Source organism: Streptomyces sp. BI87, from assembly GCF_025957665.1.
Classification (GTDB): Bacteria; Actinomycetota; Actinomycetes; order Streptomycetales; family Streptomycetaceae; genus Streptomyces; species Streptomyces albidoflavus.
On sequence record NZ_CP110079.1, the window covers coordinates 1,865,682 to 1,888,909 of the forward strand.

Annotated in this window: 21 protein-coding genes; 13 read left to right on the plus strand and 8 right to left on the minus strand. The window is 73.7% G+C overall.

The window, feature by feature from the left end; translation table 11 throughout:
• Positions 1-2: 2 nt before the first annotated feature.
• From OIM89_RS08005 to OIM89_RS08025, 5 genes are read right to left on the minus strand one after another with little or no spacing between them, the layout of a single operon-like run.
• Entirely contained in the window at positions 3-1,247 is a 1,245-nt protein-coding gene (locus OIM89_RS08005; RefSeq protein WP_030695599.1) for a styrene monooxygenase/indole monooxygenase family protein, read from the minus strand.
• A gap of 57 nt (positions 1,248-1,304) precedes the next feature.
• Complete coding sequence (locus OIM89_RS08010) at positions 1,305-1,931, minus strand: GTP-binding protein (RefSeq protein WP_003950838.1); 627 nt, start codon at positions 1,929-1,931, stop codon at positions 1,305-1,307.
• Positions 1,912-2,313 (minus strand): DUF742 domain-containing protein, encoded by a 402-nt coding sequence (locus OIM89_RS08015; RefSeq protein ID WP_003950837.1) that lies wholly within the window; start codon positions 2,311-2,313, stop codon positions 1,912-1,914. The genes OIM89_RS08010 and OIM89_RS08015 overlap by 20 nt, the downstream gene beginning before the upstream one ends.
• On the minus strand, positions 2,310-2,810 hold the full coding sequence (locus OIM89_RS08020) for a roadblock/LC7 domain-containing protein (RefSeq protein WP_063830362.1): 501 nt from the start codon (positions 2,808-2,810) through the stop codon (positions 2,310-2,312). Before OIM89_RS08020 ends, OIM89_RS08015 begins: the two co-directional genes overlap by 4 nt.
• Entirely contained in the window at positions 2,807-5,791 is a 2,985-nt protein-coding gene (locus OIM89_RS08025; RefSeq protein ID WP_264491113.1) for a nitrate- and nitrite sensing domain-containing protein, read from the minus strand. Before OIM89_RS08025 ends, OIM89_RS08020 begins: the two co-directional genes overlap by 4 nt.
• A gap of 332 nt (positions 5,792-6,123) precedes the next feature.
• On the opposite strand from OIM89_RS08025, the gene OIM89_RS08030 reads away from it, so the two are divergent.
• Complete coding sequence (locus OIM89_RS08030) at positions 6,124-6,975, plus strand: protein phosphatase 2C domain-containing protein (RefSeq protein ID WP_078858108.1); 852 nt, start codon at positions 6,124-6,126, stop codon at positions 6,973-6,975.
• A gap of 105 nt (positions 6,976-7,080) precedes the next feature.
• Here the strand turns inward: OIM89_RS08030 and OIM89_RS08035 are convergent, their stop codons facing one another.
• Complete coding sequence (locus OIM89_RS08035) at positions 7,081-7,536, minus strand: MarR family winged helix-turn-helix transcriptional regulator (protein WP_247860186.1); 456 nt, start codon at positions 7,534-7,536, stop codon at positions 7,081-7,083.
• Between the two features lie 196 nt (positions 7,537-7,732).
• Between OIM89_RS08035 and OIM89_RS08040 the strand changes: the two genes are divergently transcribed.
• Entirely contained in the window at positions 7,733-8,557 is an 825-nt protein-coding gene (locus OIM89_RS08040) for a lysozyme (RefSeq protein ID WP_030695594.1), read from the plus strand.
• A gap of 148 nt (positions 8,558-8,705) precedes the next feature.
• Entirely contained in the window at positions 8,706-9,527 is an 822-nt protein-coding gene (locus OIM89_RS08045; protein WP_030695593.1) for a polysaccharide deacetylase family protein, read from the plus strand.
• 97 nt (positions 9,528-9,624) lie between these two features.
• Here the strand turns inward: OIM89_RS08045 and lon are convergent, their stop codons facing one another.
• Positions 9,625-12,036 (minus strand): endopeptidase La, encoded by a 2,412-nt coding sequence (gene lon, locus OIM89_RS08050; protein WP_030695592.1) that lies wholly within the window; start codon positions 12,034-12,036, stop codon positions 9,625-9,627.
• A 280-nt stretch (positions 12,037-12,316) separates the two neighbouring features.
• Between lon and OIM89_RS08055 the strand changes: the two genes are divergently transcribed.
• Both OIM89_RS08055 and OIM89_RS08060 read left to right on the plus strand, forming a co-directional pair.
• Complete coding sequence (locus OIM89_RS08055) at positions 12,317-13,822, plus strand: MFS transporter (protein WP_195730365.1); 1,506 nt, start codon at positions 12,317-12,319, stop codon at positions 13,820-13,822.
• 31 nt (positions 13,823-13,853) lie between these two features.
• Positions 13,854-14,393: a TetR/AcrR family transcriptional regulator gene (locus OIM89_RS08060; protein WP_030695590.1), complete on the plus strand. Its 540-nt coding sequence runs from the start codon at positions 13,854-13,856 to the stop codon at positions 14,391-14,393.
• Between the two features lie 65 nt (positions 14,394-14,458).
• Here OIM89_RS08060 and argG read toward each other — a convergent pair whose 3' ends face one another.
• The gene (gene argG / locus OIM89_RS08065) at positions 14,459-15,904 is read right to left on the minus strand and encodes an argininosuccinate synthase (RefSeq protein WP_030695589.1); all 1,446 of its coding nucleotides are present in this window, start codon (positions 15,902-15,904) and stop codon (positions 14,459-14,461) included.
• Between the two features lie 135 nt (positions 15,905-16,039).
• On the opposite strand from argG, the gene OIM89_RS08070 reads away from it, so the two are divergent.
• From OIM89_RS08070 to OIM89_RS08105, 8 genes are all read left to right on the plus strand, one after another.
• Positions 16,040-16,669 (plus strand): RNA polymerase sigma factor, encoded by a 630-nt coding sequence (locus OIM89_RS08070; protein WP_047467274.1) that lies wholly within the window; start codon positions 16,040-16,042, stop codon positions 16,667-16,669.
• Positions 16,666-17,562 carry a zf-HC2 domain-containing protein gene (locus OIM89_RS08075; RefSeq protein ID WP_175457854.1) on the plus strand — a complete coding sequence of 299 codons (897 nt, stop codon included), beginning with the start codon at positions 16,666-16,668 and terminating at the stop codon, positions 17,560-17,562. Before OIM89_RS08070 ends, OIM89_RS08075 begins: the two co-directional genes overlap by 4 nt.
• Complete coding sequence (locus tag OIM89_RS08080) at positions 17,559-18,341, plus strand: ATP-binding cassette domain-containing protein (protein WP_217466634.1); 783 nt, start codon at positions 17,559-17,561, stop codon at positions 18,339-18,341. The genes OIM89_RS08075 and OIM89_RS08080 overlap by 4 nt, the downstream gene beginning before the upstream one ends.
• Complete coding sequence (locus OIM89_RS08085) at positions 18,338-19,714, plus strand: hypothetical protein (RefSeq protein WP_226964412.1); 1,377 nt, start codon at positions 18,338-18,340, stop codon at positions 19,712-19,714. Before OIM89_RS08080 ends, OIM89_RS08085 begins: the two co-directional genes overlap by 4 nt.
• Before the next feature lie 109 nt (positions 19,715-19,823).
• The gene (locus tag OIM89_RS08090) at positions 19,824-20,432 is read left to right on the plus strand and encodes a hypothetical protein (RefSeq protein WP_226964411.1); all 609 of its coding nucleotides are present in this window, start codon (positions 19,824-19,826) and stop codon (positions 20,430-20,432) included.
• Positions 20,433-20,544: 112 nt separating this feature from the next.
• Positions 20,545-21,255, plus strand: coding sequence for a hypothetical protein (locus tag OIM89_RS08095; protein WP_030695583.1), 711 nt, complete (start codon positions 20,545-20,547; stop codon positions 21,253-21,255).
• A gap of 95 nt (positions 21,256-21,350) precedes the next feature.
• Complete coding sequence (locus OIM89_RS08100; RefSeq protein WP_003950821.1) at positions 21,351-22,091, plus strand: response regulator transcription factor; 741 nt, start codon at positions 21,351-21,353, stop codon at positions 22,089-22,091.
• A complete protein-coding gene (locus tag OIM89_RS08105; RefSeq protein WP_030695582.1) occupies positions 22,088-23,173 on the plus strand; it encodes a sensor histidine kinase in 1,086 nt (361 codons plus the stop codon). The genes OIM89_RS08100 and OIM89_RS08105 overlap by 4 nt, the downstream gene beginning before the upstream one ends.
• Positions 23,174-23,228 lie beyond the last annotated feature (55 nt).

A 23,228-nucleotide genomic window follows, 5' to 3' on the forward strand; every position in this document is an offset into this window, starting at 1 on the left:
GGTCAGGCGGCGTCCGCCTGGGCGACCTCGGCCAGGTACGCCTCCGTCTTCTCCGGGTCGAAGAAGAAGTTCTCGAAGTCGGCCGGGTTGTCGAAGCCGTTGGCGAAGCGGTTGGCGACCTGCTGGTAGCGCGTGCCGGAGCCGATCAGCTTCAGCACGTGCTCCGGCGGGACGCCGAGCATGGCGTTGGTCCACTTCACGACGTGCTGGGCGGTGTTCCAGTAGCCGTCGAAGGTGGCCTGCATCCACTCCTCGTCGAACGGGCGGTCGCCGTGTCCGAGGATCGAGGAGAGGTACGAGGCCGCGCACTTGGACGCCGAGTTGGAGCCCTGCCCGGTGACCGGGTCGTTGGCGACGACCACGTCCGCGACGCCGAGGACCAGGCCGCCCGAGGGGAGCCGGCCGATCGGCTTGCGGACGGTCGGCGCGTACCGGCCGGCCAGGGTGCCGCCCGCGTCGGTCAGCTCGACCTGGGTGGAGCGCGCGTACTCCCAGGGCGTGAACTTCTCCATCAGCTCCAGGGTGAGCGCCAGGTGCTCGGAGGGGTCCTTGATGCCCTTGAAGGCGTCGAGGGGTCCGCCGGGTATGCCCTCCCAGAAGAGGATGTCGGCCCGTCCGGAGGTGGTGTACGTCGGCATGACGAAGAGTTCGCCGACGCCGGGGACGAGGTTGCAGCGGACCGCGTCGAACTCGGGGTGCTCGGGGCGCGGGCCCATGCCGTGCACGTAGGCGACGGAGAGGGCGCGCTGCGGGGTGGTGAACGGGGAGCGCGAGGCGTCCCGTTCGAACATGGAGACCAGCTCGCCCTTGCCCGCCGAGACCATGACCAGGTCGTAGGTACGGGCGAAGTAGTCGAGGTCGGAGACGGCGGCGCCGTGGATGACGACCTGGCCGCCGCGCTCGGCGAAGGTCTCCATCCAGCCGGCCATCTTCACCCGCTGGTCGACGGACTGGGCGTGGCCGTCGAGCATGCCGACCCAGTCGACGGCGCGCGAGGAGTCGGGAGCGGCGACGGAGACGCCGAGCCCCTTGATCTTCGGGGCCTGCGACTCCCAGAAGTTGGCCTGTATGTCCCGCTCGTGCTGGAGGGCGGTGTGGAACATGCACTGGGTCGACATGACCCGCCCGGTCCGGATCTCGTCGGCGGTGCGGTTCGACATGAGGGTGACCTCATAGCCGTTCGCCTGGAGTCCGAGGGCGAGCTGGAGCCCGGACTGGCCGGCTCCGACGATCAGTATTCTCCGCATGGCGGGTTCTCCTTGCGTTGCGCGCGCCGCGGCCGGTCCGCCGCGGCGCGCCTGCTGCTATTCGGGGGTGACGTCGAGCGCGTGGCCGACCAGCGCGAGCAGCGTCTCGATGGCCGAGACCCGCATGCGGGCGTCCATGACGATCACAGGGATGTGGGGCGGCACTGTCAAGGCCTCCCGCACGTCCTCGGGCTCGAACTTGGTACTCCCGTCGAAGTGGTTGACGGCGACGACGTACGGCAGCCCACAGCTCTCGAAGTAGTCGAGGGCGGGGAAGCAGTCGGAGAGCCGCCGGGTGTCGGCGAGGACGACGGCGCCGATGGCACCGCGGACCAGGTCGTCCCACATGAACCAGAACCGCTGCTGCCCCGGCGTGCCGAACAGGTACAGGACCAGGTCGTCGTCGAGGGTGATGCGGCCGAAGTCCATGGCGACGGTGGTCGTCGTCTTGTCCGGCGTCTCGCTGAGGTCGTCGGTCTCCTCACTGGCCTGCGTCATCAGCGCCTCGGTCTGGAGGGGCGTGATCTCCGAGACCGTGGTGACGAGCGTCGTCTTGCCGACGCCGAAGCCGCCCGCCACCACGATCTTGGTGGCTATGGGGGCCCGGGTCTTGTCCCGCTGCCAGGGCTGGAGGGTCTCCTCCGACTCGTCGGCGGGGAGGAGGTCAGAGACGGCGGAGTCCATTCAGCACCCTTTCGAGCAGTGCGCGATCGGGCTGGCCCGGGCCGTGCCCGTTGCCGTACACGCGGATCTTTCCCTGGTCGGCGAGGTCGCTGAGGAGCACCCTCACCACGCCGAGCGGCATCTTCAGCATCGCCGCGATCTCGGCGACGGTGCGCATGCGCCGGCAGAGTTCCACGATCGCCTGCATCTCGGGCATGATCCGGGCCGCGCCGAACGTGCCGTTGGGCAGTTCCTTGCGCTCCTCGGGTGCCTCCAGGGCGGCGACGAAGGTCTCCACGAGCAGGACGTGCCCGAACCGGGTCCGGCCGCCGGTCAGCGAGTACGGACGGACGCGGGCGGGTTTACGCTCCCCGCCCCGGCGGGGCAGCTTGGCGGTGCTCACTTGGCGCTCTCCATCGACTGGCGAAGTTCACTGCGGAGTTCGGGGGTGAGCACGTGCCCGGCCCGGCCCACGAACAGCGCCATGTGGTAGGCGACGACGCTCATGTCGCAGTCGGGGGTGGCGTGAACACCGAGCAGCGAGCCGTCGCTGATGGACATGACGAAGAGGCTGCCCTCCTCCATGGCGACCATCGTCTGCTTGACGTTGCCGGCCTCCATGAGCTTCGACGCCCCGATGGTGAGGCTGCCGACGCCGGAGACGATGGTGGCGAGGTCGGCGCTGGAGCCCTTGGGGCCCTGCGGGGCCTCTCTCGTGGCGGGCTCGTTTCTCCCCGGGTCGGAGGAGAGCAGCATCAGCCCGTCGGAGGAGACCACCGCGACCGAATTGAGGCCCGGCACCTCCTCCACGAGGTTGGTCAGCAGCCAGTGCAGGTTCCGTGCTTCTGAGCTGAGACCGTTCTGACGGGAAGTAGCGGATGTCGGACTGGACGCAGTCAACTGCGAGCCTCCTCGGCTGAGTCCCCCTGAGCTTCACCGGTTGGTCCTGACAGGCCGGGCTGCTCCGCGATCTCGGCTTCGACATCGCGGCGGCCGGCCTGGGCCCCCGAGTGGAATCCGCCCAGCCGCTGCCGCAGTTTCTCGGCGTCGACACCGCCGCTGCGCTTCTTCGGCGCGGCGGTCGGGGCGGTCAGCTTGGGGGTGCGCTTGGGCAGTCCCTTGTCCGTGACCCGCTCGGCGGGTTCGGCGGGCTGCTGGTCGAGGGCCGGCCTGGGGGCCGGCACGGAGTCGGACGGGGCGGCTGCCTCGTCTCGGGTGCGCTCGTGCGCGTCGGGCCCTATCGCGTACGGGCCCGGGGCGGCGGGCTCGTCGGCCTCGCGCGGCTCCTCGGCGACGGGCTCCTCGGCGGCTCCCGGCTCCTCGGCGGCGGGCTGCTCGCGGCGCGGGGAGGGGAGGTACAGCTCCATCGTCGTCTCGGGGGACGCTTCCGGGGTCGGCTCCACGGCGGGCGCCTTCGCCTCCGGCGCGGCCTCGGCGGCGGCCGGGGCGGACTCCTCGGCGGGGGCCGCGGGCTGCTCGCCGGCCGGGGTGGCGGGCTCGGCCTCCGCCTCGGCGGTGGGCTCGTCGCCGGCCGTCTCGGCCGTCTCGGCGGGCTCGGCCGCCTCGGCCGCCTTGGCGGTGCCGGGCCGGTCCGCGGGCTCGCCGCGTTCCCGTACGGCCTTCTCGGCGGCGGCGATGACGCGGTCGGTGGAGCCGCGGGCCAGCGAGTCGTCGTCCTGGGTGTCGCGGCGCGGGACGGGGAGGACGTTGGAGTTGGCCTCGGCGTCGGCGCCCGGCAGTTGCACCGGGGCGGAGCCGCCGGCGGCGTCGACGGAGGCGGGCAGGGTGCCCGAGGGGGCGGCGGCCAGGATGGACTTGGGCAGCACCACGACGCTGGTGACGCCGCCCTGCTGCTGGGTCCGGAGCTGGACGCGGATGCCGTGCCGGGCGGCGATGCGGGCCACCACGTACAGACCGAGCCCGAGGCCGCCGTCGCCGTCCGGCTCGTAGAGGCCGTCGGTGCCCACGCGGGCGAGACGCTTGTTGAGTTCGGCGAGGCGCTCCTCGGCCATGCCGATGCCCTCGTCCTGGACGGAGAGCATGACCTCGCCGCTCTCCAGCAGCCAGCCGGAGACCTCGACCTGGGCGTCGGGCGGGGAGAACGAGGTGGCGTTCTCCATCAGCTCGGCGAGCAGGTGGCTGAGGTCGTCGGCGGCGAAGCCCGCGAGGTGCGAGTGCGGGGGCAGCGTGGAGATGCGGATGCGCTCGTACCGCTCGGTCTCGCTGACGGCGGCGCGGGCCACGTCGACCAGCGGGACCGGGCCCGCGTGGCTGTGGCCGTGCTCGGCGCCCGCGAGGACCAGCAGGTTCTCGCTGTGGCGGCGCATCACGGTGGCGAAGTGGTCGAGCTTGAAGAGGGTGGCGAGGCGGTCGGGGTCCTGCTCGCTCTCCTCCAGGTTCTCGATCACCGTCAGCTGCCGCTCGACCAGGCCGAGCGAGCGCAGCGCCAGGTTGACGAAGGTGCCGTGGATGGACTGGCGGGCCCGCTCCAGGTGGGCGGTGGAGGCGGCCAGCTCCTTGCGGAGGGCGTCGCGCTCCTCGGCCATCGAGACCCGCTCGCCGACCAGGTGCTTACGGTCGGTCTCCAGGCCGGTGAGCCGCTCGTGCAGCCCGGTGAGGTGGGCGTGGAGGGCGTTGACCGAGCGGACGACCTCGGCGAACTCGTCGTTGCGGCCGGTGAACTTGACCGGCTCCTCGCCCGCCGGGTCGGCGGCGAGACGGGCGGTGCCCAGGCGCAGCACGGCCAGCGGGCGGGTCAGCGAGCGGGCCATGCCCATGCTCATGCCCACCGCGAGGAGCAGGCAGAGCCCGACCAGCCCGATCTGGATCTCCAGGGCGAGCACGTCCTCGTCGCGCTGCTCCGCGAGCTGCCCGGTGCGGGCCGCCGCCAGCGCGTTCTCCACGCCGCGCATCTGCTCGATGCGGGCGGTGAGGGCGGCGTCGACCTTGTCGGGCTTGAGCGCGGCGTCCTCGGCGGAGAGGGTCGGCGCGCTGGTGAGCCGCGCCAGGTACTTCTCGGCGGTGGTCACCTCGGGTCCGCTGACCGTGTTCCGGTACGACGCCTTGTTCTCCGGAGAGGCGCCCCGCTCGAAGGCCGCCAGCGCGGCCCGTTCGGCGACCTGCGCCTGCTGGGCGGCGGCGCTGAGCGCGTTGCGGGTCCGCGTCTCCTCGGCCGTCCCGGCCTGGGTCTGCACGGGCAGGCCGGTGACGGGGTCGACGCCGGTCTGCGAGGTGCTGCTCGGCACGGCGAGGGCGGCGAGCAGCAGGCCCCGGGTGGCGGTGGCCTGCTCGACGGCGCGGTCGAGGTCGGTGAGGGCGAGCCGGCCGGGGCCGCTGCGCGTGGGGAGCTTGGCGACCAGTTCCTGGGCGGTGCTGTGGAGTTCGTTGATCGCGGTCGCGTAGGCGTTGTGCGCGTCGAGGGCGTCGCCCTTGCCGGTCAGCGCCTGGCGGCGGACGGCGCCGATGGTGTCCAGGGTCTCCCGCAGGGTGTCCGGGGCGGCCTCGCGGATCTCCTCGACCTGCCGGTCCACCCGGGAGCTGCGCTTCTCGGAGAGGCCGCTGCCCTCGGGCCGTCCGGCCGCGATGTAGGCGGTGACCTCGTCGCGTTCGTCGGCCAGCGAGTGGGAGAGCGTCACCGCCTGCTGGGTCAGTTCGGAGAACTCCACCAGTTCCTGGGCGTCCGTCGCCTGCCCGGAGGCGGCGACGACCGAGGGGACGCCCGCGCCCGCGACGGCGGCCGCGACCACCGCGACGGCGATGATCAGGCGGTTGCGCACGCGGGCCTTGCGTGCGGGACGGGCGGCGGTTTCGGGGGTCGGGGTGGCGGCTTCCGCCTGGTCGCCCGTCCGGACGTCCTTGCCCCGAGGCCTCTTCTTCTGCACCGGTGCTCGCATTCTTGACTCGTCTACCCAAGGGCCCGGGTGACGTCCTGTCAGCACGAGCTCCCTTCCGGAACGGCTCTCGACCCTCCCAGTGCGTGTGAGCAGTGGTCGCGCATCGTCTGCCGGGCCACCCGAAGGAGTGAACATCGACCGGGAGTTGGCGGGCAAGTCTCCCCCTCCCCCGCTGACGACGCGCACGGGGCGCCGGTTGGACGTTACCGGTCCGCTTTGGCAGGATGCCCCGCCCCCGTAGAGCCGGAGTTGATCATTCCAGGCAAAACCCGGCGGCGTGGCCGAGCGGCCGTCACCTGCCGCCGCGGCCAGAGCCCATCATGCAGACTGAGCCGGTGCACATCGACCTGACAACGGAACCCGGGGCCCCGGATCACCCGAACGAGGACTACTGCTCGGTCGCGCTTCCCGCACACGGGCACGGGGGTTGCCTCGTGCTGCTGGACGGGGTGACGCCGCCGGAGGGGGACGACGGGTGCGTGCACTCGGTGGACTGGTTCACCGCGCGACTCGGCGGGGCGCTGGGCGAACTGTCCGTTTCACGACGGGACATGACGCTCGGGGAGATCCTGGCGGAGGCCGTCGCGCGTACCGCCGGAACGCACCGTTCAACCTGTGACCTTTCTCACCCCCGGACGCCTCAGGCGACGGTGGTGCTGGCGCGTTGGGACGAGGAGGCCGTCGAGCACCTCGTCCTCTCCGACTCCACGCTCCTGCTGGAGCGCGCGGACGGCACCCTCGTCCCGGTCCAGGACCCGCGGCTCGACACCCTCCCCTCCCCGGTGCCCGAACTGCGGGCCGCCGTGCGGGCGCTGCCCGACCACACCCCGGCGTCCCGGCGCGAGGCCGCCGTCCGGGAATACGTCGACGCCGTCGAGGCGCTCCGCAACGCCGAGGGCGGCTTCCACACGGCCGCCGCCGACCCCGCCGTCGCCCGGCTCGCCGTCACCGGGCGCACGCCGCGCGCCGAACTCCGCTCCCTGACCGCGATGACCGACGGGGCCACCCGCTGGGTCGACCGCTTCGGCGGCACCTGGGCCGGCACCCTCGACCTCGTCCGCACCCAGGGCACGACCCACCTCGTCCAGGCCGTCCGCGACCTGGAACACGCGGTCCCCTCCCCCCGCGGCAAGCGGCACGACGACGCGACGGCCGTGTACGTGGCTTTCTGACCGGCCGGTCCGGCGCCCCGGCCCGGCGGGGGCGGGGCGGGGCACACACCAGCCCGGCCGGCGCCTGAGGCCACATGCGAGCCCGGCCGGCGCCTGAGGCCACCCCTAGCTGGGCTCCGTCAGCACCCCGTTGAGGCGGCCGAGGAGCCGGGCCAGTTCGCCCACGTCGCGGCGGTCCCAGTCGGCGAGGCGTCGCACGTAGACACTGCGCCGAGCCGCGGCCACCGCGGCCACGCGTTCGGAGCCGAGCGGTGTCACCCGCAAGAGGGACGCCCTGCGGTCCGCGGGGTCGACCGCGCGGTCGATGAGGCCCAGTTCCTCCAGCCCGCCGAGCTGCCGGCTGATGGTGGCCTTGCCGACGCCCATGTAGGCCGCGAGGTCGGTGGCGCGCTGGGGTCCGCCCTCGATGAGGCGGACGAGGAGTCCGTAGGCGGCCGGTTCGAGTTGGGGGTGGACCGCCCGGGCCAGTTCGCCCTGGCCGGCCCTGGCCCGCCGGAAAAGGAGCGAGAGTTCGCGCTCCAGGGCCAGGAACTCCGTGTCCGCCTCGCCGTCAACACCCATGTACCGATTTCCGTCCCTGAAAGATTCCCCGCGCCGGGGCCGGTCCCCCCAGCTTGGCGCAGTCTGCCGCAGGAGTAGACCACCGGCGGGTCCTGGGACCTCTTCCGGAGCCCTGCTCCACGCGCGTAGCGTCAATACGGCATGCACACGTCACGCACCTCCCGTCACGCCCGCCCACCGCCTTCGGAGGCCAGCCATGCGCGTCACCAGATCCGGAGCCCGCCCCTCCCGTCGCACCGCGGCCGGGGTTCTCCTCGCCGCCCTCTCCCTGCTGTTCACCCTGCCCTCGGCGGCGCAGGCCGCCGACCGTCCCGAGCGGGGCGAGGCCCACATGGGTATGGGCGTCGTGGAGCACGACGGCCGCAGCGGGGCTCCCGGCGTCTCGCCGCGCGCCGTGCAGACGGAGGGCGTGGACGTCTCCAGCCACCAGGGGAACGTCGACTGGGCCGCGCTGTGGAACAGCGGCGTCAAGTGGTCGTACGTGAAGGCCACCGAGGGCACGTACTACAAGAACCCGTACTTCGCGCAGCAGTACAACGGCAGCTACAACGTGGGCATGATCCGCGGCGCGTACCACTTCGCGACGCCCAACACGACGAGCGGCGCCGCCCAGGCCAACTACTTCGTGGACAACGGCGGCGGCTGGTCCCGCGACGGCAAGACGCTGCCCGGCGTCCTGGACATCGAGTGGAACCCGTACGGCGACCAGTGCTACGGCCTGAGCCAGTCCGCGATGGTCAACTGGATCCGCGACTTCACCAACACCTACAAGGCCCGCACCGGCCGGGACGCGGTCATCTACACCGCGACCAGCTGGTGGACCTCCTGCACAGGCAACTACGCGGGCTTCGGCGCCACCAACCCGCTCTGGGTCGCCCGGTACGCCTCCTCGGTCGGTACGCTCCCGGCCGGCTGGGGCTTCTACACGATGTGGCAGTACACCTCCACCGGCCCGATCGTCGGCGACCACAACCGCTTCAACGGCGCGTACGACCGGCTCCAGGCGCTCGCCAACGGCTGAGCCCCAGCGGTCGGACGCCCCGGCGGCCGCGCACGCCGAAGAGGCCCGGTGACCTGGTCACCGGGCCTTCTCCCTGTCCGGCGCGGGGTGGGGAAATCCTTCCGGGGGCGAGGCAACCGTTCGACTATGCACTCCATCTATACACGGCGTGAACACTCTGACGCACGCCGAGCCCCGCACCCGCCGCCGCCCGCATCGCATCCGCCGTACCGCCGTCGCCGCCCTGGCCCTGGCCGCCCTCACCGCGCTCACCTCCTGCACGCCGGACACGGTGGCGCCCGCCGACGAACGGGCCCGGGCCCACGAGGCGGGCGGCGACGGGAAGCCGGGGGCGCGGGTGAAGCTCGCCGGGGGTGAGGTGGACTGCGCGGTCGCCAAGTGCATCGCGCTGACCTTCGACGGCGGCCCTGGAAAGGACACCCCCGCACTCCTCGACCTGCTGAAGCGCGAGGAGGTGCCCGCCACCTTCTTCCTGCTGGGCAGGAAACACATCGAGAAGTACCCGGAGACGGTCCGCAGGATCGCGAAGGAGGGCCACGAGGTGGCCAACCACACCTGGAACCACCCGCGCCTGACCGAGATCGAGCCGGACGAGATACGCGAGGAACTCACCCGCACGCAGAAGGAGATCGCCCGGCTCACCGGTTCCGAGCCGACCCTGATGCGCCCGCCCCAGGGCCGCACCGACGACACCGTCTCCGGGATCAGCAAGGAGCTGGGGCTCTCCCAGGTGCTCTGGTCGACGACGGCGAAGGATTACTCGACCAACGACTCCGGGCTGATCACCGAACGCACCCTGGACCAGGCGGGCCGGGACGGCGTGATTCTGCTGCACGACATCTACAAGGGGACGGTCCCGGCGGTGCCCGGCATCATCCACGCGCTGAAGAAGGACGGGTACACCTTCGTCACCGTCCCGCAGCTGATGGCCCCGGCGAAGCCGGTTCCGGGGACGATCTACCGCCCCTGACCGACCCCGGGTACGCGCCCCGGGTACGCCGAAGGGCCGGACCCCCTCGGTGGGGGCCCGGCCCTTCGGGCTCAGGACGGTGGCGCGTACCGCCGGCTCAGGCGGCGGCCGGAACCGCCACGCTCGCCGGGGCCAGGGCCAGTTCCAGCACCTGGCGGACGTCGCTCACCGGGTGGACGTCGAGCCCTTCCAGGATCTCGGCGGGGACGTCGTCCAGGTCGGCCTCGTTCCGCTTGGGGATGACCACGGTGGTGATCCCCGCGCGGTGCGCCGCCAGCAGCTTCTGCTTGACGCCGCCGATCGGCAGCACCCGCCCGGTCAGCGAGACCTCGCCGGTCATCGCCACATCGGTGCGGACCAGCCGCCCGGAGAGGAGCGAGGCGAGGGCGGTGGTCATGGTGACACCCGCGCTCGGCCCGTCCTTCGGGACCGCTCCGGCCGGGAAGTGGATGTGCACACCCCGGTCCTTCAGGTCCGCGACGGGCAGCTCCAGTTCGGCGCCGTGCGAGCGGAGGAAGCTCAGCGCGATCTGCGCCGACTCCTTCATCACGTCACCGAGCTGACCGGTCAGGGTCAGTCCGGAGGCGCCGGTCTCCGGGTCGGCCAGCGACGCCTCGACGTAGAGCACGTCGCCGCCCGCGCCGGTGACCGCCAGGCCGGTGGCCACGCCGGGCACCGAGGTGCGCCGCTCGGCGGGGTCCTGGGCGGACTCGGGCACGTGGTGCGGCCGGCCGATCAGGCCGCGCAGGTCGCCGTCGGTCACCGTGAACGGCAGCTCCCGCTCGCCCAGCTCGTGCTGGGCCGCGACCTTGCGCAGCAGCCGGGCCACGGAACGCTCCAGGTTCCGCACGCCGGCCTCGCGGGTGTACTCCCCGGCGAGCTTGCGCAGTGCCGAGTCGGCGAGTTCGACCTCGCCGGGCTCCAGACCGGCCCGCTCCAGCTGGCGCGGGAGCAGGTGGTCACGGGCGATGACGACCTTCTCGTCCTCGGTGTAGCCGTCGAGGCGGACCAGTTCCATCCGGTCGAGCAGGGCCTCGGGGATGGATTCGAGGACGTTCGCGGTGGCAAGGAAGACCACGTCGCTGAGGTCGAGTTCGACCTCCAGGTAGTGGTCCCGGAAGGTGTGGTTCTGCGCCGGGTCGAGGACTTCGAGCAGCGCCGCCGCCGGGTCGCCCCGGAAGTCGGAGCCGACCTTGTCGATCTCGTCGAGCAGGACCACCGGGTTCATCGACCCGGCCTCCTTGATCGCCCGCACGATGCGGCCGGGCAGCGCGCCGACGTAGGTGCGCCGGTGGCCCCGGATCTCCGCCTCGTCGCGGACGCCGCCGAGGGCGACGCGGACGAACTTGCGGCCCATCGCGTGGGCGACGCTCTCACCGAGCGAGGTCTTGCCGACGCCGGGCGGGCCGACGAGGGCCAGCACGGCACCGCCGCGCCGTCCGCCGACGACGCCGAGGCCCCGGTCGGCGCGGCGCTTGCGGACCGCCAGGTACTCGGTGATCCGCTCCTTGACGTCCTCCAGCCCCGCGTGCTCGGCGTCGAGCACGGCCTGCGCGCCGGGGATGTCGTAGGCGTCCTCGGTCCGCTCGGTCCAGGGGAGTTCCAGGACGGTGTCGAGCCAGGTCCGTATCCAGGAGCCCTCGGGGCTCTGGTCGGAGGCCCGCTCCAGCTTCTCGACCTCCTTGAGGGCGGCCTCGCGGACCTTCTCCGGGAGGTCGGCGGCCTCGACGCGGGCGCGGTAGTCGTCGCTCTCGTCCTCCTCGCCCTCGCCGTTCAGCTCGCGCAGCTCCTTGCGGACGGCGTCGAGCTGGCGGCGGAGCAGGAACTCGCGCTGCTGCTTGTCGACGCCCTCCTGGACGTCCTTGGCGATGGTCTCGGCGACGTCCTGCTCGGCCAGGTGCTCGCTGAGGTGCTCGGTGGCGAGCTTGAGGCGGGCGACCGGGTCGCCGGTCTCCAGCAGCGCCACCTTCTGCGCGGTGGTCAGGAAGGGCGAGTACCCGGCGTTGTCCGCGAGGGCTCCCGGGGTGTCGATCTGCTGGATGCGGTCGACCACCTGCCAGGCGCCGCGCTTCTGGAGCCAGGAGGCGGCCAGCGCCTTGTACGCCGTCATCAGCTCGGTCACCGAGCCGGGCAGCGGCGAGGGCACCGTCTCCTCGACGGGCGTCCCCTCGACCCAGAGCGCGGCCCCGGGCCCGGTGGTCCCGGCTCCGATCCGCACCCGGCTGCGGCCGCGCACCAGCGCGCCGGGGTCGCCGTCGGACAGCCGACCGACCTGTTCCACGGTGGCGCGGACGCCGACCGCGGCGTACGTGCCGTCGACGCGCGGGACGAGCAGCACCTGCGGCTTGCCCCCGCCGGGCCCGGCCGCGGCCTGCGCGGCTTCGACGGCGGCCCGTACGTCGTTCTCGTTGAGGTCCAGTGGCACGACCATCCCGGGCAGCACCACTTCATCGTCGAGCGGCAGCACCGGAAGAGTCAGCGGTGTGTTGGCCTGGGACTCAGCAGCCATGATCTCCCCTTCGGCAGTCAAGTTGAGCTATACCGGCTCAATGCTTCTGCGCCGCCAGGTGTTCCCCAAGAGGTGTTCGCTGTGAGCGAACCGACGGCGGGGCCGCGCGCGGACGGCCCGGACCCCACCCCGCACCTGCTCTCGGCAACACCGCGAGGACTCTGCGGATTCCTCAGCTCAGAGGCGTCCCCGGCGGGGGCGGAGGGCCCGTAACTGTACCTTCCGTCAGGTACAGTTACGGCGCTCGTGACGGACCGGTGGAAGGCCTGGTGGGGCGGGGATGGTGGAGAGTGCGCGGCGGCGGTGGCTGCTGCTGGCGGTGGTGAGCGCGGGGCTGCTGCTCATCACGCTGGACAACTCGATCCTGTACGCGGCGCTGCCGACGCTGGTGGAGGAGCTGGGGGCGAGCAGCGCGCAGAGCCTGTGGATCATCAACGCCTATCCGGTGGTCATGGCGGGGCTGCTGCTGGGCAGCGGGACGCTGGGCGACCGGGTGGGGCACCGGCGGATGTTCCTGACCGGGCTGGTGGTGTTCGGGGTGGCCTCGCTGGCCGCCGCCCTCTCGCCGGCCCCGGAGGCGCTGATCGCGGCGCGGGCCTTCCTCGCGGTCGGGGCGGCGGCGATGATGCCGGCCACGCTCGCCCTGATCCGGGTCACCTTCGCCGACGAACGGGAGCGGAACGTCGCCATCGCCGTCTGGGGGAGCCTGGCGATCGTCGGAAGCGCGCTCGGGCCGATCGTCAGCGGGCTGCTGCTCCAGAGCTTCTGGTGGGGGTCGGTCTTCCTGGTCAACGTGCCGGTGGTCGTGGTGGCGCTGGTGGCCACGCTGGTGCTGGCCCCCGGCGGCGGCGCCGACCCGGGCAAACACTGGGACCTGGTCTCCTCGCTGCTGGCGCTGGTGGCGCTGGTCGGCCTGGTCTTCGCGATCAAGGAGACCGCCAAGGCCACCCCGTCCCCGCTGGCGGCGGGCGTGGCGCTGGTGGCGGCGGCGGCCGGCGGGTGGGTCTTCGCCCGGCGCCAGCGGCGGCTGCCCGACCCGCTGCTCGACTTCGCGATCTTCCGGAACCGGGCGTTCCTGGCCGGGGTACTGGCCGCCGGGTTCTCCCTGTTCGCCGTCGCCGGGCTCCAGCTGATCACCACCCAGCGCTTCCAGCTGGTGGAGGGGTTCACGCCGCTGCGGGCCGGGGTCCTGGTCGCCGCCGTCGCGCTGGGCGCACTGCCGACCGCGGTGGCCGGGGGCGCGACCCTGCACCGGGTCGGGCTGCTGCCGATCGTCGCGGGCGGGCTCGCCCTGAGCACCGTCGGCACCGTGCTGGTCCTGCTCCACTTCGACAGCAGCATGCCGCTGCTGGTGACGGGGCTGCTGGTGGCCGGGGCCGGGCTGGGCGCGGCCATGTCGGTGGCCTCCAGCGCGATCATGGGGAACGTGCCGGTCCGCCGGGCCGGGATGGCCTCCTCGGTCGAGGAGGTGTCGTACGAGTTCGGCAGCCTGATCGCGGTGGCGCTGCTCGGGAGTCTGCTGTCGGCCGTCTACTCGGCGACGGTCCGGCTGCCGCCCGGCACGCCCGGGGAGGCCCGGGACAGCCTGGACGCGGCGCTGGCGGTGGCCGGGGAGAGCACGGACGGCGGTGCGCTGGTGGCGGCGGCCTCGGAGGCGTTCGACGGGGCGTACGGGGCGGTGGTGCTGGTGGTGGCCGGGGTGCTGGCGGTCGGTACGGTCGCCACCGGGGTGCTGCTGCGCCGCCACGGTCCCGGCTCGGCGCTGTCCGGCCCCGTCCCCCACTGACCTCGCCCTCACCCCACGGCCCAGGAGCACCATGCGTACCAGCAAGCGGACCCAGATCCTCGACGCGGCGGCCCGCCTCGTGCAGCGCGAGGGGGTCAAGAGCGTCACCTTCGACGCGGTGGCGGCCGAGGCGGGGCTGACCAAGGGCGGGCTGCTCTACCACTTCGCCAGCCGCGAGGAGCTGGTCCGGGCGATCCACCAGCACCTGGCCGACCGCTGGGAGGCCGACCTGGTGGCGGCGGCGGGCAAACCGGCCGCCGAGGCGAGCCCCGCCGAGCGGCTGGCCGCGTACGCGCGGGTCACGGCGCAGAGCGCGACGCGGGCCGAACTCCTCTTCATGGTGGAGGGGTCGACCACGCCCGAGCACGCGGCGCCGTGGGACGCGGTGATGGAGCGGTGGGCGCCGCCGGCCGCCGGTGCCGCGAGCGACCCGGAGGCGCTGGACCGGTTCGTGGCCCGGCTCGCCGCCGACGGGCTGTGGCTCTACGAGTCGGTGACCGGGCAGCGGCTCGACGCGGGGCTGCGCCGGGCCGTGGCCGAGCGGATCGCCTCGGGGCGCGAGGCCGGCTGAGACAGACACGACGGCGGGCCCGGCCGTGGTGGCCGGGCCCGCCGTGCGAGGCGTACGGGGCGGGGTCAGTCCGTGCCGGACTCGATGGCGGCGCGGTCGAGCGCCGTCTCCTCCTCGGAGGTCTCGCCGCGCGAGGCGATGGCCTCGGCGCCACCCTGGTCCATGGCGCCGATCAGGCCGGTCGAGGCCGCCTGGGCGGCGCCAATCGTCGGGTGCTCGGTGCCGACGATGCCGATGCCCGCGTACTGCTCCAGGCGGGCGCGGGAGTCGGCGATGTCGAGGTTGCGCATGGTCAGCTGGCCGATGCGGTCGACGGGGCCGAAGGCGGAGTCCTCGGTGCGCTCCATGGAGAGCTTGTCCGGGTGGTAGCTGAGGGCGGGGCCCTGGGTGTCGAGGACCGAGTAGTCCTCGCCGCGCCGCAGCCGCACGGTGACCTCACCGGTGATCGCGGAGCCGACCCAGCGCTGGAGCGACTCGCGGATCATCAGCGCCTGCGGGTCCAGCCAGCGGCCCTCGTAGAGCAGCCGGCCCAGGCGGCGGCCCTCGTTGTGGTAGGCGGCGACCGTGTCCTCATTGTGGATGGCGTTGACCAGGCGCTCGTAGGCGAGGTGGAGCAGCGCCATGGCGGGGGCCTCGTAGATGCCGCGGCTCTTGGCCTCGATGACGCGGTTCTCGATCTGGTCGGACATGCCGAGTCCGTGGCGGCCGCCGATCGCGTTGGCCTCCATGACGAGGTCGACGGCGGAGGAGAACTCCTTGCCGTTGATGGTGACCGGGCGGCCCTGTTCGAAGCCGATGGTCACGTCCTCGGTGTCGATCTGCACCGACGGGTCCCAGAACTTGACGCCCATGATCGGGTCGACCGTCTCGATCCCGGTGTCCAGGTGCTCCAGGGTCTTCGCCTCGTGGGTGGCGCCCCAGATGTTGGCGTCGGTGGAGTACGCCTTCTCGGTGGAGTCCCGGTAGGGCAGCCCGTGGGCGAGCAGCCACTCGGACATCTCCTTGCGGCCGCCCAGCTCGGAGACGAAGTCCGCGTCCAGCCAGGGCTTGTAGATCCGCAGGTGGGGGTTGGCGAGCAGGCCGTAGCGGTAGAACCGCTCGATGTCGTTGCCCTTGAAGGTGGAGCCGTCGCCCCAGATCTGCACCCCGTCCTCCAGCATCGCCCGCACCAGCAGCGTGCCGGTGACGGCGCGGCCCAGCGGCGTGGTGTTGAAGTACGGGCGCCCACCGGAACGGATGTGGAACGCGCCGCAGGCCAGCGCCGCCAGCCCTTCCTCGACCAGCGCGGCACGGCAGTCGACGAGACGGGTGATCTCGGCGCCGTAGGCGGTGGCACGGCCGGGCACGGAGGCGATGTCGGGCTCGTCGTACTGGCCGATGTCGGCGGTGTACGTGCAGGGGACCGCGCCCTTGTCACGCATCCAGGCGACGGCGACCGAGGTGTCGAGCCCGCCGGAGAAGGCGATGCCGACGCGCTCGCCGGTGGGGAGGGAGGTCAGGACTTTGGACATAGCAAGAGTATGCAACGGAACGCATGCTCATGCAACGTCTCCAGGTCGGAGCCTCACGGAAGCCCTCCGTCCGCATCATCGTGAACCGTCCGCGCCCCGCCCGTCGATAAAGGGGACGTGAGACTGTTCCGCCCCATGGGGGCACCGGAGGAGAACGACGCGGCCCTGCTGCGCGCCGTCGCCCAGGGCGACCAGGCGGCCCTGGCCCGGCTCTATGACCGCCACGCCGGCTGGCTCCAGCTCCGCCTGACGCGGCGCTGCCCCGACCCGGAGACGGTCCGGGAGGTCCTCCAGGACACCTTCGTCACCGTCTGGCGCTCCGCCGGCGCCCACCGGGGCGGCGAGGCCGGCGGCTGGCTGTGGACCATCGCCGCCAGGCGGCTCGTCGACGCCCTGCGGGCACGCGAACGCGCCGAACGGTACGCACCGGTCCCCGCGCCGCCCGCCCCCTCGGCCGAGGACAGCGTCCTGGACGGACTGGACGGGCTGGGCGGCCTCGAGTACGGCGACGTCGGCACCGCCCTGCGGCGGCTCGGCCCCGAACTGCGGGAGGTGCTGCGCGCCACCGTGGTCGACGGGCTGACCACGCGGGAGGCCGCCACCCTGCTCGGCGTGCCCGAGGGCACCGTCAAGACCCGTGCCCTGCGCGCCCGCAGGGAGCTGCGGGCGGCGCTCGCCCGCCTCGCCGGGGTACCGGACGACCCGCGCCACCCGGCCGCCGCTCCCCCTTCTTCTCCGCGCCGGCCCCTGGGAGACCTCGCATGACCGCGCACCGCCACCACCTCGACGCCGCGGTGGCCACCCGTTACGCCTCCGGGGAACTCCCCGAACCCGACTCCTGGCAGGTCGAACGCCATGTGGAGGGCTGCGGCGCCTGCGCCGCCCGGGTCTCCGCCGCCGCCCGCGCCTCGACCGCGGGACCCACGCTGGCGGCGGTGCGCTCGGCGCTGCTGGCCGAGGTGGCGGGGCTCTCGCCCGCCCGGCAGGAGACGGCACCCCCTGTTCCCGTCCGGCCACCAGGCCGCTGGACCCGGCTGCGCTGGACCGCCGGGCCCGCCCTGCGCGGCCCCCGGCTGCCGGCGGTCGCCGGGGTCTGCCTGGTGGCGCTGGTCCTGGCGCACGGTGGGGCGTTCCCCCAGGCGCGCACCGCCCTGCTGCTGCTGGCACCGCTGCTGCCGCTGGCCGGGGTGGCCCTGTCGTACGGACCGCACACCGATCCGCTGCACGAGCTGACGGCGACCTCGCCGGGCGGCGGGCTGCGGCTGCTGCTGGTGCGGAGCGCGGCCGTGCTGGCGGTCTGCGTACCGGCGCTGACGGTGGCCGGGGCGCTGCTGCCGGCGGTGGAGGGCGGGCCGGGACCGGCGGCGTGGCTGCTCCCGGCGCTGGCGCTCACCCTCGGCGCGCTGGCCCTCGGCTCGTACCTGGGGTGCCGGAACGCGGCGGCGGTGGCCGGCGGGCTGTGGTCGCTCGGGGTGCTCGGCCCGGTGACCGTCCGGTACGGCGCCCTCCCGGCGGAACAACTCGCCCAGGCCCTCACCCCCTGGTTCTCCTCCCCCGGCGCGCAGGCCGGCTGGGCGGGCGCGGCCTTGTGCTGCGCCGCCCTGCTCGCCGTGCGCCGCCACTCCTTCGACTCCTTCGACCGACCGGAGTTCTCGTGACCACGACCACGATCCGGGTGGACGGGCTGCACGTCCGCCACCGCAGAACCACCGCCCTGGACGGGGTGGACCTGGCGTTCTCCACGGGGGTCCACGGGCTGCTGGGGCCCAACGGCGCCGGAAAGACCTCCCTCATCCGGGTCCTGGCCACCGCCGCCGGGCTCGCGGCGGGCCGGGTGGAGCTCCTCGGCCACGACCTCGCGGACCGCGCCGGCCGCACCGAGGTGCGGCGCCGGCTGGGCTACCTGCCGCAGCACTTCGGCCACTACCCCGGTTTCACCGTGCGGGAGTTCGTCTCCTACATGGCGTGGCTCAAGGAGGTCCCGGCGGCGCTCGCCCCCGAGGCGGTGGAACGCGCCCTGGACCGGGTGGGGCTCTCGGCGAGCGCCGGCACCCCGCTCAAGCGGCTTTCCGGGGGCATGGTGCGCCGGGCCGGGATCGCCCAGGCCCTCGTCAACGAACCGGCGGTCCTGCTCCTCGACGAGCCGACCGCCGGGCTCGACCCCGAGCAGCGGCTCGGCTTCCGGGCACTGCTGCGCACGCTCGCCCACGACACCACCGTGCTGGTCTCCACCCACCTGGTGGAGGACGTGGCCGACGCGTGCTCGACCGTGACCCTGCTCGACGCGGGCCGCGTGGCCCTGCGCGACACGCCCTCGGGCCTGGCCCGCAAGGGCACCGAGGCACCGGAGGAACTGGGCGGCAACGCCCTGGAGCGCGGCTACACCCTCGCCCTGCGCGACCACCGCTCGGCCCCGGCCACCGGGGGCACGCGATGAGCGCGCCCACCGCGACCCGGCCCGCACCGGCACCCCCGGGCCCCGACGCCGCCCCCTCCCCCTGGCGCAGCGAACTCCGGCGCGGGCTCGCCCCCTGGGCCGGGGCGGCCGTGCTGCTGACGCTCGCCGTGACGATGGGGACCGATGCGGCCGAGTGGCAGGGCGACTGGGCCCGGACCCACGGCCTGCTGCGCTGGACCACCATGCTCCTCCTCGGCCCCCTGGTCGCCGCCGCCGGCTGCTGGCAGGGCGGCCGGGAGCACCGCCGGGGCACCGGCGACCTGCTGCGACAGGCGGTACGCGGCCCCCGGGCCCGGACGCTCGCGGCGCTGGCCCCGCTGGCGGCCTGCGTGGTGGTGGCCCAGCTCCTTGGCACGGCCGGGGTGTACCTGGCGACTTGGCCGTACTCCCTGGGCGGCGGTCTCACCTGGGGGCACGGGCTGCTCCACGCGGCCGACTCGGTCCTCGTGGCGGGGCTGACGGCGATCGGGTTCGTGGTGGGGCGCGTGGTGAAGTGGCGCGGGGCCGCGCCGGTGCTGGCGCTCGGGTGCTACGTGCTGCTCGGGTTCTCCGCCTACGTCGACACCCCCCTGGGCCGGCTCGCCCCGGTGCAGGAGCCGGGGATGAGCGGGGAGATGCCGGCGCTCTGGCTGGCCCCGGTGATCGCGGTGTGGGTCGGCGGCCCGGCCCTGGCGGCACTGGTTGCCTTCACCGCTCGGCGGAAACTGCTCACGTCGGCACCGCTGGTGGCGGCGGCCCTCGCGGCGACCGTACTGGTCCAGACCGGTGACAACGCCTGGCGCGCGGACCCGCGCGGCCGGCGGCTGGTCTGCGACGAGGGGACGCCTCAGATCTGCGTGACCGAGCGCCACCAGAACCTGCTCGCCCCGGCCGGGGAGGCGCTGTCGGGACTGCGGGAACGGCTGGCGGGGGTGCCGGGCCTGCCCGAGCGGTTCGTGGAGGACCGGCCGGGGCACCGCGTCCGCCGGGGCACGGGCGAGGTGCAACTGCCCATGTTCACCCCGCTCGGCCACAGCGTCGTACGCGGCGAGGTGACCGACCACGCGGTGTACGCCTGGGAGGCCGTGGCGGCCCTGCTCTCCCCCGACTGCCCGGACCCCTCCGGCGGAGCGCTGGACGACGTGGTGTGGACCTACCTCGCCCCGACCCATCAGCGGAACCTCAGCGACCCGGAGTACGCCATCCGGGAGGCCGAGCGGTACTGGGGCGCGAGGAGGGCCGCCGAGACCCGCACCGCCCTCAAGCAGCTCGACCGCCTCCGCGCCCTGCCCGACGCCGAACGCGCCGCCTGGCTCGGGGAGTACATCGCCGCCGCCCAGCGCTGCGACCTCGCCGCCCAGCCGGCCCTCTGACCGTGCGCGGGACGCCGCCCCACGAGGGGAGGGCGGCGCCCCGCGCACCTTCCGCACCGCCCCCGCACCCCGCCGGAGCCACCCCGAACCAGATTGGACCAGACCTCTGATGGCCATCGCCCCGAGCACCGCGCCACCGCCCGTGCTCCACGCCCGCCTCCACCGCCTCGCCCCCGCCGCCGCCTGCCTCGCGCTGTTCGTCGCCGCCGTCTGGTGGACCGGCGACGCGTCGGCCGGCTTCGGGGACCAGGGCCGGGCCCCGCTCGCCGCCCTCGCCCCGGCACTGGCCGCCGCCCTCGCCGTCGGCACCTCGGCCTCGTACGGGCCGGAGGTCGAGGCCGGTACGGTCCGGGCCCGCTGGTGGCTGCGGCTCTGGCCGCTGCTGGCGCTGGCCGTGCCGACCACCGCCCTGGTCGCCCTCGCCCCCGGCGCCGACGCCGCCGTGACCGTGCGGAACGCGCTCGGCGCGGCCGGGCTCAGCGCCGGCGCCTCGGTGCTGGCCGGCGCACCGCTCGGCGCGCTGCTCGGCCCGCTCCACGCGGCGGCGGTGTGGCTGGCGGCGCCGCCCGTCCACGGCCGCCGGTACGGGGTGGTCGCCTGGCCCGCCGCCGGGGACGGGGCGCCCCTGGCCTGGTCGGTCGCCTCGGCCGTGGGCGTCGCCGGGGTCGGGCTGTGGCTGGCGCGGGGGCCTCGGGCGGTGCGGGCCGCCGTGGCGTGAGCCGGGCCCGTACCCGGCCGGGTGGCCCCTGCCGAAACCGCTTGTCGCCGCCGTCGGCCCCGGCCAGGATGGTGCCGCCCCCGCTCACCCGCGTCATCCGGAGGTCCCCGCCATGCCCGCCCCGCTTCCCGCCCCCTTCGCCCCCGAGGAGACCGTCCCCGAGGTGCTGGACCGGCGGGAGGGCCCGTACGGCGAGGTGGTGCTGCGGCGGCACGGGGGGCTGCTCCAGATCATCGCCAACGGGACGTTCCTGATGGACACCTCCGACGGGCGCTCCGAGCGGCTGCTCGTCGACGCGGCGCGGGAGGCGCTCGGCGGGCGCGAGGCTCCCCGGGTGCTCATCGGCGGGCTGGGGGTCGGCTTCTCGCTGGCGCACGCGGCGGCCGACCCGGGGTGGGGGCGGATCACCGTGGTGGAGCGGGAGCCCGCCGTCATCGACTGGCACACCGCGGGCGAGGCGCCGCCGCTGGCCGCCGTCTCCGGCGCCGCGCTGGCCGACCCGCGTACCGAGGTGGTCCGCGCCGACCTGCTGGAGCACCTGCGGACCACCACCGCCACGTACGACGCGCTCTGCCTCGACATCGACAACGGGCCCGACTGGACGGTGACCGAGGACAACGACGGGCTGTACGCGCCGGCCGGGCTCGCCGCCTGCGCCGCGCGGCTGACCGGCGGGGGAGTCCTGGCCGTCTGGTCGGCCCAGCCGTCCGCCGTTTTCGAAGGAACATTGCGTAAATGCGGATTCCGGGCGGTCCGTACCGAAGAAATCCAGGTTGCCCGGGGCGTCCCGGACGTCGTGCACCTCGCCGTCAAGGCCGCGTAGCCCCGAGCCCCGTCCAGCCCTTACGCTGCTCACCATCCCCCGGATCTCCCCACGAGGTCCGGCATACCAACCAGGCGCACTTCCAGGGGCGGGCGATGGAGCACACACAGACCTCCCACAACGGCAATTCGGCGGCGACGCCGGGTGCACAGCGCCGGGTGCTGGTGGTCGAGGACGACACCACGATCGTCGAAGCCATTTCCGCCCGGCTGCGGGCCGAGGGCTTCCTCGTGCAGACGGCGACGGACGGGCCCGCGGCGGTCGACACCGCCGAGGCGTGGCAGCCCGATCTGCTGATCCTCGACATCATGCTGCCCGGCTTCGACGGCCTGGAGGTCTGCCGCAGAGTCCAGGCGCAGCGGCCGGTACCGGTGATGATGCTCACGGCGCGCGACGACGAGACCGACATGCTGGTCGGACTCGGCGTCGGCGCGGACGACTACATGACCAAGCCGTTCTCCATGCGGGAACTGGCGGCGCGGGTGCACGTCCTGCTGCGCCGCGTCGAGCGGGCGGCGCTCGCGGCGGCCACCCCCCGCAGCGGCATCCTCCGCCTGGGCGAACTGGAGATCGACCACGCCCAGCGCCGGGTCCGGGTCCACGCCGAGGACGTCCACCTGACGCCCACCGAGTTCGACCTGCTGGTCTGCCTGGCCAACACCCCGCGCGCCGTCCTCTCCCGCGAGCAGCTGCTCGCCGAGGTGTGGGACTGGGCCGACGCCTCCGGCACGCGGACGGTCGACAGCCACATCAAGGCGCTGCGGCGGAAGATCGGCGCGGAGCGCATCCGCACCGTCCACGGTGTCGGCTACGCCCTGGAGACGCCGACGCCATGACCGGCCCAGCGGCCCCCCAGGGCGGGTACCGGCCCTTCTCCGTGAAGACGAAGCTCGGCGCGCTGGTCGTCATCTCCGTGCTGATCACCACCGGGCTGCTGATGGTGGCGGTCCGCACCGACACCGAACTCCGCTTCATCACCGTCTTCTCCATGATCGCCACGCTGCTGATCACGCAGTTCGTGGCGCACGGCCTGACGGCGCCGCTGGACGAGATGAACTCCGTGGCCCGCTCCGTGTCGCACGGCGACTACACCCGCCGGGCGCGCGGGGCGGACCGCCGCGACGAACTGGGCGACCTCGCGCACACCATCAACCGGATGGCCGACGAGCTGGAGTCGCAGGACCTGCACCGCAAGGAGCTGGTCGCCAACGTCTCGCACGAACTGCGCACCCCCATCGCCGCTCTCCGCGCGGTGCTGGAGAACGTCGTGGACGGCGTCTCGGCGGCCGACCCGGAGACGATGCGCACCGCCCTGAAGCAGACCGAGCGGCTGGGCCGGCTGGTCGACACCCTGCTCGACCTCTCCCGCCTCGACAACGGTGTCGTACCGCTGAAGACCCACCGCTTCGAGGTCTGGCCCTACCTCTCCGGAGTGCTGAAGGAGGCCAACCTGGTCGCCTCGCAGCGCCGGACCACCTCGGGCTCGGGCAACCACAGCCGCACCGACGTCCACCTCATCCTGGACGTCGAGCCGCTGGACCTGACCGCCTACGCGGACGTGGAGCGGCTCCACCAGGTGGTGGCCAACCTCATCGACAACGCCGTCAAGCACTCCCCGCCGAGCGGCGCCGTCACTGTCCGTGCCCGCCCGGGCCACGGCTCCCAGTCGCTGGAGCTGGAGGTGCTGGACGAGGGTCCGGGCATCCCCGAGTCGGAGTGGCACCGGGTCTTCGAGCGGTTCAACCGGGGCAGCGCGGCCAAGCCGCACGAGCCCGGCGCGGACGGCGGGACGGGGCTCGGCCTGGCCATCGCGCGGTGGGCGGTGGATCTGCACGGGGGGCGCATCGGAGTCGCCGAATCCCCACGTGGCTGCCGTATTCGCGTCAGCCTGCCGGGGCTGCCCGAAGCACACGGTTGACCCCCGAGTGGCGTACTGTTCATAGCGGTAACGCAGTAACGACGTGCCAACTGAC

Bases quoted from the DNA above. Each gene is read 5' to 3' on its own strand.
- OIM89_RS08005 (WP_030695599.1), bottom strand. From the start codon at position 1,247: ATGCGGAGAATACTGATCGTCGGAGCCGGCCAGTCCGGGCTCCAGCTC.
- OIM89_RS08010 (WP_003950838.1), bottom strand. From the start codon at position 1,931: ATGGACTCCGCCGTCTCTGACCTCCTCCCCGCCGACGAGTCGGAGGAG.
- OIM89_RS08030 (WP_078858108.1), top strand. From the start codon at position 6,124: ATGCAGACTGAGCCGGTGCACATCGACCTGACAACGGAACCCGGGGCC.
- OIM89_RS08035 (WP_247860186.1), bottom strand. From the start codon at position 7,536: ATGGGTGTTGACGGCGAGGCGGACACGGAGTTCCTGGCCCTGGAGCGC.
- OIM89_RS08040 (WP_030695594.1), top strand. From the start codon at position 7,733: ATGCGCGTCACCAGATCCGGAGCCCGCCCCTCCCGTCGCACCGCGGCC.
- lon (WP_030695592.1), bottom strand. From the start codon at position 12,036: ATGGCTGCTGAGTCCCAGGCCAACACACCGCTGACTCTTCCGGTGCTG.
- OIM89_RS08055 (WP_195730365.1), top strand. From the start codon at position 12,317: ATGGTGGAGAGTGCGCGGCGGCGGTGGCTGCTGCTGGCGGTGGTGAGC.
- OIM89_RS08060 (WP_030695590.1), top strand. From the start codon at position 13,854: ATGCGTACCAGCAAGCGGACCCAGATCCTCGACGCGGCGGCCCGCCTC.
- argG (WP_030695589.1), bottom strand. From the start codon at position 15,904: ATGTCCAAAGTCCTGACCTCCCTCCCCACCGGCGAGCGCGTCGGCATC.
- OIM89_RS08070 (WP_047467274.1), top strand. From the start codon at position 16,040: ATGGGGGCACCGGAGGAGAACGACGCGGCCCTGCTGCGCGCCGTCGCC.
- OIM89_RS08075 (WP_175457854.1), top strand. From the start codon at position 16,666: ATGACCGCGCACCGCCACCACCTCGACGCCGCGGTGGCCACCCGTTAC.
- OIM89_RS08085 (WP_226964412.1), top strand. From the start codon at position 18,338: ATGAGCGCGCCCACCGCGACCCGGCCCGCACCGGCACCCCCGGGCCCC.
- OIM89_RS08090 (WP_226964411.1), top strand. From the start codon at position 19,824: ATGGCCATCGCCCCGAGCACCGCGCCACCGCCCGTGCTCCACGCCCGC.
- OIM89_RS08095 (WP_030695583.1), top strand. From the start codon at position 20,545: ATGCCCGCCCCGCTTCCCGCCCCCTTCGCCCCCGAGGAGACCGTCCCC.
- OIM89_RS08100 (WP_003950821.1), top strand. From the start codon at position 21,351: ATGGAGCACACACAGACCTCCCACAACGGCAATTCGGCGGCGACGCCG.
- OIM89_RS08105 (WP_030695582.1), top strand. From the start codon at position 22,088: ATGACCGGCCCAGCGGCCCCCCAGGGCGGGTACCGGCCCTTCTCCGTG.